The 12,239-nt window shown below is 72.1% G+C and carries 8 protein-coding genes; all 8 read left to right on the plus strand.

Annotated features, from left to right (window positions below; genetic code table 11):
• Nucleotides 1-2 precede the first annotated feature (2 nt).
• The 8 genes from RBJ65_RS34980 (at nucleotide 3) to RBJ65_RS35015 (ending at nucleotide 12,236) form a co-directional block, all read left to right on the plus strand.
• On the plus strand, nucleotides 3-1,769 hold the full coding sequence (locus RBJ65_RS34980) for a histidinol-phosphate aminotransferase family protein (RefSeq protein ID WP_306319437.1): 1,767 nt from the start codon (nucleotides 3-5) through the stop codon (nucleotides 1,767-1,769).
• A 60-nt stretch (nucleotides 1,770-1,829) separates the two neighbouring features.
• A complete protein-coding gene (locus RBJ65_RS34985) occupies nucleotides 1,830-2,774 on the plus strand; it encodes an oxygenase MpaB family protein (RefSeq protein WP_306319438.1) in 945 nt (314 codons plus the stop codon).
• The gene (locus RBJ65_RS34990) at nucleotides 2,738-5,122 is read left to right on the plus strand and encodes a serine/threonine-protein kinase (RefSeq protein ID WP_306319439.1); all 2,385 of its coding nucleotides are present in this window, start codon (nucleotides 2,738-2,740) and stop codon (nucleotides 5,120-5,122) included. The genes RBJ65_RS34985 and RBJ65_RS34990 overlap by 37 nt, the downstream gene beginning before the upstream one ends.
• Before the next feature lie 125 nt (nucleotides 5,123-5,247).
• Nucleotides 5,248-6,303, plus strand: a complete 1,056-nt coding sequence (locus RBJ65_RS34995; RefSeq protein WP_306319440.1) for a LacI family DNA-binding transcriptional regulator — start codon at nucleotides 5,248-5,250, stop codon at nucleotides 6,301-6,303.
• Nucleotides 6,304-6,453: 150 nt separating this feature from the next.
• Nucleotides 6,454-8,181 carry a ribulokinase gene (gene araB / locus RBJ65_RS35000; protein ID WP_306319441.1) on the plus strand — a complete coding sequence of 576 codons (1,728 nt, stop codon included), beginning with the start codon at nucleotides 6,454-6,456 and terminating at the stop codon, nucleotides 8,179-8,181.
• Nucleotides 8,178-8,891, plus strand: coding sequence for an L-ribulose-5-phosphate 4-epimerase (locus tag RBJ65_RS35005; RefSeq protein ID WP_306319442.1), 714 nt, complete (start codon nucleotides 8,178-8,180; stop codon nucleotides 8,889-8,891). Before araB ends, RBJ65_RS35005 begins: the two co-directional genes overlap by 4 nt.
• Nucleotides 8,892-8,967: 76 nt before the next feature.
• Nucleotides 8,968-10,431, plus strand: coding sequence for an L-arabinose isomerase (gene araA, locus RBJ65_RS35010; RefSeq protein WP_306319443.1), 1,464 nt, complete (start codon nucleotides 8,968-8,970; stop codon nucleotides 10,429-10,431).
• Between the two features lie 53 nt (nucleotides 10,432-10,484).
• Complete coding sequence (locus RBJ65_RS35015) at nucleotides 10,485-12,236, plus strand: sodium:solute symporter family protein (protein ID WP_306319444.1); 1,752 nt, start codon at nucleotides 10,485-10,487, stop codon at nucleotides 12,234-12,236.
• The last annotated feature ends 3 nt before the right edge of the window (nucleotides 12,237-12,239 follow it).

Genomic DNA, 12,239 nt, shown 5'->3' on the forward strand with positions numbered 1-12,239 from the left:
CCATGAGCCGTCACCTGCAACTGCGCGCCGCCACACCCGAGGACCGGGACTGGATCCACGAACTCCGGCACCGGGTGTACGCACAGGAGTTGGGCCAGCACGCGCCGACCCCGGACGGGCGGCTGCGCGACCGGCTCGACGGCGACAACGTGTACCTCGTCGCCGCGCGCGGCACGAACCGCGTCGGATTCGTCAGCGTCACCCCGCCGTGGGTGGGACGCTACGGCCTCGACAGGTACCTGACCCGCGACGAACTGCCGCAACTCGACGACCCCGACGCGTTCGAGGTCCGTATCCTCACCGTCGAGCCGGATCAGCGGACCACCGCGGCCGCGCCCCTCCTCATGTACGCGGCGCTGCGCTGGATCGCCGCGCGCGGCGGGCGCCGGGTCGTCGCCATGGGGCGCGACGACCTGCTGGGCATGTACCTCGCCGCCGGACTGCGCCCCGTGGGCCGCACCGTGCACTGCGGCGCGCTCACCTTCGAGGTGCTCTCCGGCGACGTACGCGAACTGGCCCGATCGGCCGCCACCCGCCACCGCCGCCTCCTCGAACGGCTCCGCGACAGCGTCGACTGGTGCCTCGACGTGCCCTTCGAGCCCCGCCCCGAAGGCTGCGAGCACGGTGGTGACTCGTTCACCGCCATCGGTACGGACTTCCGTACGCTCCACCGCCGCCAGCACATCGTGCCCGCCGACGTGCTGGACGCCTGGTTCCCGCCGGCGCCCGGGGTGCGGGCGGTGCTCAGCGAGGACCCGGGGTGGCTGACCCGCACCTCGCCGCCCGCCGCGGCCGAGGGGCTCATGGCTCAGATCGCCGAGAGCCACGGGCTGCCCGCCGAGGCGCTCGCGGTCGGCGCGGGATCCTCCGACCTGATCTTCCGGGCGTTCGGCCAGTGGCTGACCCCGCGCAGCCGCGTCCTCCTCATGGACCCCGGATACGGCGAGTACGCCCACGTCACCGAGGAGGTCGTCGGCTGCCGCACGGACCGGTTCCGGCTGCGCCGCGAGGACGGCTGGCGCGTCGACACGGACCGGCTCGCCGCGACCGTCGCCACCGGCCGCTACGACCTCGTCGTCCTGGTCAACCCCAACAACCCGACCGGCGTCCACCTCCCCGCCGCCGAGCTGCGCCGCGCGATCGCCGCCACGCCCGAGCACACCCGCTGGTGGATCGACGAGGCCTACCTCGGCTACGCGGACCCCGCCGAGTCCCTGGCCCCGCTCGCCGCGACCGACCCACGCGTCGTCGTGTGCGCCTCCCTCTCCAAGACGTACGCCCTGTCCGGCGCCCGCGCCGCCTACCTGGTCGCCGCCCCCGCCACCGCCGCACACCTGCGCCGCTGGACCCCGCCCTGGCCGCTCGGCCTGCCCGGCCAACTGGCCGCCGTCGCCGCCCTGCGCGAACCCGCGTACTACACCGACCACTGGCTGCGCACCCACACCCTGCGCTCCCGACTCGCCACCGACCTCGCCGAGTTGGGGGAGGGCGTGGTGGTCGAGGAAGGCATCGCGAACTTCCTCACCCTGACCCTCCCGCCCGAAGGACCGAGCGCCGCCCAACTGGTCCGCGAGTGCCGCCGCCACGACGTCTACCTGCGCGACCTGTCCCCGCTCTCGACGGCGTACGAAGGCCGAACCGTCCGCGTCACGGTCCGCGACACCGACGACAACGCCCGCACCGTGGCCGCCTGCCAGGCCGCTCTCGACGTCCTGCTGCCGCTGGTCCCGGCCCCGCTCCCCGCGTTCGCCACCGGTACCGCCCGCTGACCGCCGCCGCCGTGTCGGCCGGCGCCGCCGTGTGCGTACGCTGCGAGCAGGAGGTGCGACATGAGCGAGGCGGACCCCGGACTCTTCGGCCCGGACTCGGTGACCTGGCAGGTGCACGCCGACCCCATGATGTGGATAGCGGGGGTGCGCGCCCTGTACTTCCAGGCGCTGCACCCGCGGGCCGTGCGCGGCGTCATGCAGAACTCGGACTTCCGGCGGGACGCGTGGGGTCGGCTCATGCGGACCGCGGGTTTCGTGGGGACGACGACGTACGGGACGAGTGAGGCCGCCGAGAAGGCGGGGGCGCGGGTGCGGGGGATCCACCGGCGGCTCACGGCGCTGGACCCGGACACGGGGGAGCGGTACGGCGTCGACGAACCCGAGTTGCTGCTCTGGGTGCACTGCGCCGAGATCGACTCCTACCTGCGCGTCGCCCGCCGCTCCGGGTTCCGGCTCACCGAGGCGCAGGCCGACCGGTACATCGCCGAACACCGCACCAGCGCCCGGCTCGTCGGCCTCGACCCGGGCGAAGTCCCGGGCAGCCAGGCCGAGTTGGCGGCGTACTTCGAGAAGGTGCGGCCCGAACTCGCCGCGGGACCCGAGGCCCGCGACGTCGACGACTTCCTGCAACGGCCGCCCGCCCACCCGCTGCTGATCCCCGCGCGCGAAGCGCTCTGGCGGCGCGTGGCCAACCTGGCGTACGCCGCCCTGCCGCCGTACGCCCACGAGCTGTACGGCAGACGGGCGCCCGAACCGGCCGCCGTCACGCGCCGGTTGCGCGCCACCGGCACCGCGCTGCGCCTGATTCCCGACCGGGTGCGCTGGCAACTCCCGCCCAAACACATCCTGCGCGCCATGGGGAGACTCGGTGCCGACAGCCGCCCCGCCCCGTACAAAGTCGACAGATGGGCAGCCATACTGGACGGGCCGGGGAGGGCGCAGCGAGGCGACGGGGGCGACAGCGGGAGATGCCAGGGGTGGGGGAGACGCGAGACGTCAGGCTGATCCACGGGCGGTACCGGCTGCTCGAACTGATCGGCCGGGGCGGCATGGGCGAGGTCTGGCGGGCGCGCGACGAGTCGCTCGGCCGGCTCGTCGCCGTCAAGTGCCTCAAGCCGCTCGGACCGCAGCGCGACCAGTCCTTCACCCGGATCCTGCGCGAGCGCTTTCGCAGAGAGGCACGCGTCGCCGCCTCCCTCCAGCACCGCGGCATCACCGTCGTCCACGACTTCGGTGAGTACGAAGGCATCCTGTACCTGGTGATGGAGCTCCTTGAGGGCAAGAACCTCAGCCAGCTCCTCGATGAGACCCGTCCGAGGGCGCCGCTGCCCGTCGACGACATCGTCGACATGGCCGAACAGGTCTCGTCCGCCCTCGCCTACACCCACGAACAGGGCGTCGTGCACCGCGACCTGAAGCCCGCCAACATCATGCGGCTCGGCGACGGCACCGCGAAGATCTGCGACTTCGGCATCGCCCGCCTCGGCCACGACATCGGCTTCACGGCCCGGCTCACCGGCACCGGCATCGCCATGGGCACGCCGCACTACATGTCGCCCGAGCAGATCGGCGGCGACCAGGTCGACGAGCGCAGCGACCTGTACTCGCTGGGGTGTGTGCTGTACGAGGTCGCCACGGGCGCCCCGCCGTTCGACCTCGAGGACGCGTGGGCCGTGCTCGTCGGGCACCGCGACACCATCCCCGAGGCGCCGCGCGGCCACCGCCCCGAACTGCCCGGCTACCTCGACCGGATCATCCTTGACCTGCTCGCCAAGGAGCCCGAGCAACGCCCGCGCGACGCCCGTGAACTGGGCCGGCGGATCACCGAAGGCGCCCGGTCCTGGCCCGGCGGGTACGTGCCGACCATGCGGGCCCCGCACCACGAACCGCGCACCGGGGAGCAGGCCGCGCAGCGGCCCGTACGGGAACGGCAGACGCCGGAGCGGCGGGTGCCGGAACAGTCGGTGCCGGAGCAGCGGGTGCCGGAACAGTCGGTGCCGGAGCGGTCGGTGCCGGAGCGGCCCGGTTCCCGCGAGCCCCGGCTGCCGTCCTGGACCCGCGGCATGACCACCGGACACAAGGCCACCGGCGGCCCCGGCCCCAGGTTCACACCCCCGGACGCCGCCGCCGGGCTCTCCGGCGAGTGGATCCCCCGCGACACCGACCGCACCGCCACCCCGCCACGGCCCCCGGAACGACCCGCGCCCGCACCGGAGTTGCTCGCCACCCTGCTCTCCCGGCACAACGCGGGACTCAGCCTCGGCCGGCTCGGCCGCTGGACCGAGGCGGGCGAGGTGCACCGCTCGGTCGCCGCCGAACGCGAGCACGCCCTCGGTCCCGACCACCCCGACACCCTCGCGAGCCGCTACGAAGTCGCCTTCACCCTCAGCCGCACCGGCCGGGCCGCCGACGCGCTGCGCGAATACCGGGGCGTCGTGGAGGGCCGCGAGCGGGTGCTCGGCCCGGACCACCCCGACACGCTCGGCGCGCGGCAGGAAGTCGCGTACGTCCTCGGCAAGTTGGGGCGGCACTTCGAGGCGCACCAGGCGTACACCGCCGTGCTCGCCGCCCGTGAGCGCGCCATGGGGCCCGAGCACCCCGACACGCTGCGCTGCCGCCACAACCTCGCCTTCAACCTCAGCAGGCTCGGCCGCCTGGAGGACTCCTACCGGATGGCGGGCGAGGTCGCCGACGCCCGCGCCCGCGTCCTCGGCGCCGACCACCCCGACACGCTCGTCACCCGCTGCGAAGTCGGCTACACGCTCGGCCAGTTGGGCCGGTGGGGCGAGGCCCTGCGCACCTACCAGGAGGTCGCGCGGGCGCGAGTGCGGGCGCTCGGCCCCGACCACCCCGACACCCTCGCCGTCCGCTACGAAATGGGCATCAGCCTCGGCCGGTTGGGCCGCAGCGCGGACGCCCTGACGCTCTACCGCGACCTGATCGACGACCGTACGCGGGTCAGCGGGCCCGACCACCCCGAAACGCTGCGCGCCCGGCACGGACTCGGTGTGAACCTCGGCCGGCTGGCCCGCTGGGAGGAGGCCCTCGCGGAGGCCCGCGACGTGTGCGCGATCCGCGAGCGGGTGCTCGGCCCGGACCATCCGGACACGCTCGTCAGCCGCCGCGAGGTCGCCGTCGGCCTCGGCTGGCTGGGTCGCTGGCAGGACGCCCTCGCCGAGTACCGGACGGTGGCCGCCGCCCGCGAGCGGGTCCTCGGCCAGGCTCACCCCAGCACCCTCGCCAGCCGCAACGACGAGGCCCACTGCCTGGAGCAACTCGGCCGCACCGCCGACGCGGTGGCCCTCTACCGGCGGGTGGCGGCGCTGCGCCAACAGGCCGCGGCATCTCCGTGAAAACGGCGTGGCCCGCGTCACATTTCCTTGCGCCCGCTGATCGTCCTGCCTAGGTTGTGAGCGCTAACACGCACCAGCGTGCAGCGCGAGCCGTCAATGATGAGGACCCGCGGGAGGTGGAGCGAATGGCGCCCGACAGCAAGGGCGTGCAGCGCGAGCACGGCGACAAGCAGGCGGCCAAGAAGGCGGGCAAACCCGTCATGGCCGACGTCGCCCGCGCCGCAGGCGTCTCCCACCAGACCGTCTCGCGCGTCCTCAACGGCAGCCCGCAGGTACTCCCCGAGACCCGCGAACGGGTACTCGCCGCGGTCGAGCAGCTCGGCTACCGCCGCAACCGCATCGCCCGCGCCCTCGCCATGCGCCGCAGCGGCGCCATCGGCGTCCTCACGCACAACGCGGAACTGTACGGCCGCGCCTCCACCTTCCAGGGCCTGGAAGGCGCCGCGCGCGAAGCGGGCCACGCCTGCACCGTCATCAGCCTCCGCGACACCGACGAGGACCGGGTCGCCGAATCGGTCGACTTCCTCGTCGAGAACGGCGTCGACGGACTCGTCCTCGACCTGCCCGAACGGCTCGCCACACGCGCCGTCGCCGCGGTGCCCGAGGGCGTGCCCCTCGTCATCACGGGCCGGGCCGACGACGTGTGCACGGTCCGCGTCGACAACGTGGCAGGGGCGCACGCCGCCGTGACCGCGCTGCTCGACGCCGGGCACGACACCGTGTGGCACCTGGCGGGGCCGGCCGGCTGGGGCGAGGCCGCCGAGCGCGAGGAAGGCTGGCGGACGGCGCTGCGCGACGCGGGCCGCCCCGTGCCCGAACTCGTGCGCGGCGGCTGGAGTTTCGTCGACGGCCACCGTGCGGCGGCCGCGCTGCTCGACAGTGGCGCCACCGCCGTGTTCGTCGCCAACGACCACATGGCGCTCGGCCTGCTGAAGGCGCTCCACGAGGCAGGGGTGTCCGTGCCGGAGCGGCTCAGCGTCGTCGGCTTCGACGACATCCCGGAAGCGGCCTGGATCACCCCGGCCCTCTCCACGGTCCGCCAGGACTTCGGGGCGCTCGGCCAGCGGGCGATCGACCTGCTGGCGCGCGCCGCGACCGGTGCCTCCGGCGAGGTCGTGGACGAAGTCCTCGTACCCACACTGAAGTTGCGCGAGAGCAGCGGTCCGCCGCCGCGGCGCTGAGAACCAGCACCGGACAACCAAACCCCCTCCCGTCCCCGTCCGACCGAAGGGTCTGATGTTAGCGCTCACATGTTGATCCCGCGCCGCGATGTTAGCGGTCACATGCCCTGATTCATTGCCTTTCTTCGCTTTCTTCCGCCAGGAGTCACCGTGTCCCATTCCCCGGTCCCCGAGTACGTCATCGGCATCGACTACGGCTCGCTCTCCGGCCGCGCCGTCGTCGTCCGTGTCTCGGACGGCGCGCAGCTCGGCAGCGCCGTGCACGCCTACGCGAACGCGGTGATCACCGAGGAGCTGCCCGGCGGCGGCCCCGCGCTCGGCGTCGACTGGGCGCTCCAGGACACCCGCGACTGGGTCGAGGTCCTCACCCGGGCCGTGCCCAAGGCGCTCGCCGCCGCCGGTGTCGACGCGTCCCAAGTCGTCGGCATCGGCACCGACTTCACCGCCTGCACCGTGCTGCCCGCGCTCGCCGACGGCACCCCGCTGCGCGAGGTCGCCCCTGACCGCCCGCACGCCTGGCCCAAGCTGTGGAAGCACCACGCCGCGCAGGGGCAGGCCGACCGCATCAACTCCCTTGCCGCCGAGCGCGGTGAGACGTGGCTCGCCCGCTACGGCGGCAAGATCTCCTCCGAGTGGGAGTACGCCAAGGCGCTCCAGGTCCTGGAGGAGGACCCGGAGACGTACGAGCGCGCCGAGCGGTGGATCGAGGCAGCGGACTGGATCATCTGGCAGCTGACGGGCGTCGAGACCCGCAACACCTGCACCGCCGGGTACAAGGGCATCTTCCAGGACGGCGGCTACCCGTCCGAGGACTTCCTCGCCGCCCTCAACCCCGGCTTCGCGGGCTTCACTTCGAAGCTCACGGACGGGATCGGCACCCGCTCCGGCCCCGACGGGGGAGCGGAGCCGGACCTCGCCCCGCTCGGCGGGCTCGCCGGCCGCCTCTCTGCCGCCGCGGCCCGCCTCACCGGCCTCCCGGAGGGCATCGCGGTCGCCGTCGGGAACGTCGACGCGCATGTCACCTCCGCCGCCGCCGACGCCGTCGAGCCGGGCCAGATGACCGCCATCATGGGCACGTCGACCTGCCACGTCATGCCGTCCGACAAGCTCGCCGAGGTCCCCGGCATGTGCGGCGTCGTCCGCGACGGCATCGTCCCTGGACTGTACGGATACGAGGCCGGGCAGTCCGGCGTCGGCGACATCTTCGGCTGGTTCACCGACCACCAAGTGCCCCCGGCGTACCACGCGGAGGCCGAGCGGCGCTGCGTCAGCCTGCACACGTACCTCAGCGAACTCGCCGCCGCCCAAGAGGTCGGCGAGCACGGCCTCGTGGCGCTCGACTGGCACAGCGGAAACCGCTCCGTCCTCGTCGACCACCGCCTCACCGGCGTCATCGCGGGACTCACCCTCTACACCAAGCCCGAGGACGTCTACCGGGCGCTCGTCGAGGCCACCGCGTTCGGCGCCCGCACCATCGTCGAGGCCTTCAACGACTCCGGGGTCCCCGTCACCGAGTTCATCGCCGCCGGCGGCCTCGTACAGAACCCGCTCGTCATGCAGGTGTACGCCGACGTCCTCAACATGCCGCTGTCCACGGTCGGTTCGGACCAGGGGCCCGCCCTCGGCTCCGCCATCCACGCCGCCGTCGCCGCCGGACGCTACGCCGACATCCGCGAGGCCGCCCACGCCATGGGCGCCCGCACCCGCGACGCCTGGCTGCCCGACCCCGAGCGCGCCGCCGCCTACGACCGCCTCTACGCCCAGTACCGCCACCTGCACGACCACCTCGCCGACGGCACCGTCCTGCACGCCCTGCACGACATCAAGTCCGACGCCGCCCACCGCAAGAGCAACCGCCAGGGAGTCCCCGCCGCATGAGCACCGCCATCGAACTGCCCACGCCCGAAGGCACCTCGCTCACCCTCGCCGCGTTCGTCGACGCCCTCGACACCGCCCGGCGCGAGGTCTGCGAGCTGCACGCCGAACTCGTCACGAACCGGCTCGTCACCTGGACCTCCGGCAATGTGTCGGGCCGGGTCCCCGGCACCGACCTGTTCGTCATCAAGCCGTCCGGGATCTCGTACGAGGACCTCACCCCGCAGGCGCTTTCCGTGTGCGACCTCGACGGCAAGCAGTTGGCCGGCCCGCTGCGCCCGTCCAGCGACACGGCCGCGCACGCCTACGTGTACCGGAACATGCCGGAGGTCGGCGGCGTCGTGCACACCCACTCCGGGTACGCCACCGCGTTCGCGGCCCGCGGCGAGGCCATCGACTGTGTCATCACCGCCATGGCCGACGAGTTCGGCGCCGAGATCCCGCTCGGCCCGTTCGCGCTGATCGGCGACGACTCCATCGGGCGCGGCATCGTCGCCACCCTCAAGGAGCACCGCTCGCCCGCCGTGCTCATGCAGAACCACGGCGTGTTCACCGTCGGCAAGGACGCCAAGGCCGCGGTCAAGGCCGCCGTGATGTGCGAGGACGTCGCCCGCACCGTCCACCTCACCCGCACCCTCGGCGCCCCGCTGCCGATCGCCCAGGCCGACATCGACCGCCTCTACGCCCGCTACCAGAACGCGTACGGCCAGTAGGCACGGCCGGCCAGTAGCCACGGCCCGTAGGCACCATCGACCGCCGCAAGACATTTCGCACCACAGGAGCACCACCATGACCATCTGGTTCCTCACCGGCAGCCAGCACCTCTACGGCGAGGAGACCCTCGCCCAGGTCGCCGAGCAGTCCCGCGCCATCGCCGAGCAACTCCCGTTCGACGTCGAGTGGAAGCCCGTCCTCACCGGCACCGACGAGATCCGCCGCACCCTCACCGCCGCCACCGCCGACGACGAGTGCACCGGTGTCATCGCCTGGATGCACACCTTCTCCCCGGCCAAGATGTGGATCACCGGCCTGGACGCGCTGCGCAAGCCGCTGCTGCACCTGCACACGCAGGCCAACACGGCGCTGCCGTGGGACACCATCGACATGGACTTCATGAACCTGAACCAGGCCGCCCACGGCGACCGCGAGTTCGGGTACATCCAGACGCGGCTCGCCCAGCCGCGCAAGACCGTCGCCGGGCACGTCACCGACCCGGCCGTCCAGTCCTCCCTCACCTCCTGGGAGCGCGCCACGCGCGGCGCCGCCGCCTTCCGCTCCACCCGGCTCGCCCGCATCGGCGACAACATGCGCGGCGTCGCCGTCACCGAGGGCGACAAGGTCGAGGCCGAGCTGCGGTTCGGCGCGTCCGTCAACACGTACGCCGTGAACGACCTGGTCGAGGTCGTCGACGCGGTCACCGATGAGCAGATCGACGCGCTCGTCGACACGTACAAGAACGAGTACGACATCGCGCCCGAACTCCTCGGCGAGCGCTACGAGTCGCTGCGCTACGCCGCCCGGATCGAGGCGGGTCTGCGCACCTTCCTCACCGAGGGCGGCTTCACCGCGTTCACCTCCAACTTCGAGGACCTGGGCGGGCTTCGCCAGCTCCCCGGCCTCGCCGTGCAGCGGCTGATGGCCGACGGCTACGGCTTCGGCGGCGAGGGCGACTGGAAGACGGCGCTGCTGCTGCGCGCCCTGAAAGCGATGACTCCGGAGGGCGGCGGCACGTCCTTCATGGAGGACTACACGTACGACCTCGCGCCCGACGGCGCGGGCCTCATCCTCGGGGCGCACATGCTGGAGGTGTGTCCGAGCATCGCCGCCGGAAAGCCCCGCCTGGAAATCCACCCGCTGGGCATCGGCGACCGCGAGGACCCGGTCCGCATGGTCTTCGACGCCGCGCCCGGCGACGGTGTCACCATCGCCATCTCCGACCTGGGCGACCGCTTCCGGTTCACCGCCAACACCATCGAGGTCGTCGAGCCCCCGCACCCGATGCCGAACCTGCCGGTCGCGCGCGCCGTCTGGGCGCCCGCCCCCGACCTGCGTACCTCCACCGAGTGCTGGCTGACCGCCGGCGGCGCCCACCACACCGTCCTGTCCACCGCCCTCACCGCCGAGAACCTCGCCGACCTGGCGGACATCCTCGACGTCGAACTCGCCCTGATCGACGGGTCGACCACCACCCGCTCCTTCGCGCACGAACTGCGCTGGAACGCCGCGTTCCACCGCCTCCACCAGGCGATCTGAGTCCGCAAGGAATCCACAGACAACCCGCACGCACAATGAAGTGAGTACGACCCATGCAGCAACTGGCCAGCGGGCTGCGTCTTGACATCAACGGGATCGACTACGCCCTCGTGGGCATGTACTTCGTCGTCGTCCTCGGCATCGGGTTCGCCGCCCGCCGCTCCATCAAGACCAGCCTCGACTTCTTCCTCTCCGGCCGCTCCCTGCCCGCCTGGATCACCGGTCTGGGCTTCATATCCGCCAACCTCGGCGCCACCGAGATCCTCGGCATGGCCGCCAACGGCGCCCAGTACGGCGTCTACGTCACGCACTGGTACTGGATCGGCGCCATCCCCGCCATGGTCTTCCTCGGCCTGGTGATGATGCCGTTCTACTACAAGTCGAAGGTGCGCTCGGTCCCCGAGTTCCTGCTGCTCAGGTACGACAAGTCGGCGCACCTGCTCAGCTCCATCCTCTTCGCGGTCGCCTCCGTGCTGATCGCCGGAGTCAACCTGTACGCCCTCGGGCTCGTCGTGCAGGCGCTGCTCGGCTGGCCGCAGTGGGTCGCGATCGTCGTCGCCGGCGCGTTCGTCCTCGCGTACATCACCATCGGCGGCCTGTCCTCGGCGATCTACAACGAGGTCCTTCAGTTCTTCGTGATCCTCGCCGCGCTGATCCCGCTGACCATCGTCGGCCTGCGCCGCGTCGGCGGCTGGGGCGGGCTCTCGCACACCCTGGAGTCGGGCCACGGCCACAACTTCATGACGGCGTGGGGCGGTACGGGGATCGGTGAGGCCAACCCGCTCGGCGCCAACTGGCTGACCATCGTGCTCGGCCTCGGCTTCGTCATCTCCTTCGGCTACTGGACCACCAACTTCGCCGAGGTGCAGCGCGCCCTGTCCGCCAAGGACCTCTCGGCCGCGCAGCGCACACCGCTCATCGCCGCGTTCCCGAAGATGTTCATCGTGTTCCTGGTGATGATCCCGGGCCTGGTCGTCGCCGCCCTCGTGCCGAAGATCGGCACCGCGGGCTCCGACCTCACGTACAACGACGCGATCCCGTACCTGATGGAGCGGCTGCTGCCGAACGGTGTCCTCGGCATCGCCGTCACCGGTCTGCTCGCCGCGTTCATGGCGGGCATGGCGGCGAACGTGTCGTCGTTCAACACCGTGTTCACGACGGACATCTGGGCCCGTTACGTCAAGAAGGACGCGGACGACGCGCACTACCTGCGCACCGGCAAGATCGTCACGGTGGTGGGTGTGCTGATATCGGTCGGGACGGCCTTCCTGGCCTCGTCCTTCTCGAACATCATGAACTACCTCCAGACCCTGTTCTCCTTCTTCAACACCCCGATGTTCGTCGTCTTCATCATCGGCATGTTCTGGAAGCGGACCTCGGTCAAGTCCGGCTTCTGGGGCCTGCTCTCGGGCACAGTCGCGGCGATGGTCAACTACTTCGTCGTCTACAAGGGCGGCCTCGTCGACATCCCCACCGACCAGGGCGCCAACTTCGTCTCCGGCATCGTCTCGCTCGTCGTCGGCGCGCTCGTCATGGTGCTCGTCACCCTGTTCACCGCGCCGAAGCCGGAGCACGAGATCGCGGGCCTGGTCTACGGGACGACGGCGCCGGACCCGAACACGGAGCCGCTCGAACTGTCCGGGACGGACCTCGGCGGCCAGGGCGGCGTGGCCACCGCCACCCGCACCGAGACGGCCCTCGCGGCGGCCGACACCGAGCCCGTCGTCTGGTACCGGCGGCCCGCCGTCCTCGGCTGGAGCGCGCTGATCCTCGCCCTCGCCCTCTACATCCCGTACTGGAGCTGACGC

The sequence above is a fragment of the Streptomyces sp. KL109B genome, assembly GCF_030766935.1.
GTDB lineage: Bacteria > Actinomycetota > Actinomycetes > Streptomycetales > Streptomycetaceae > Streptomyces.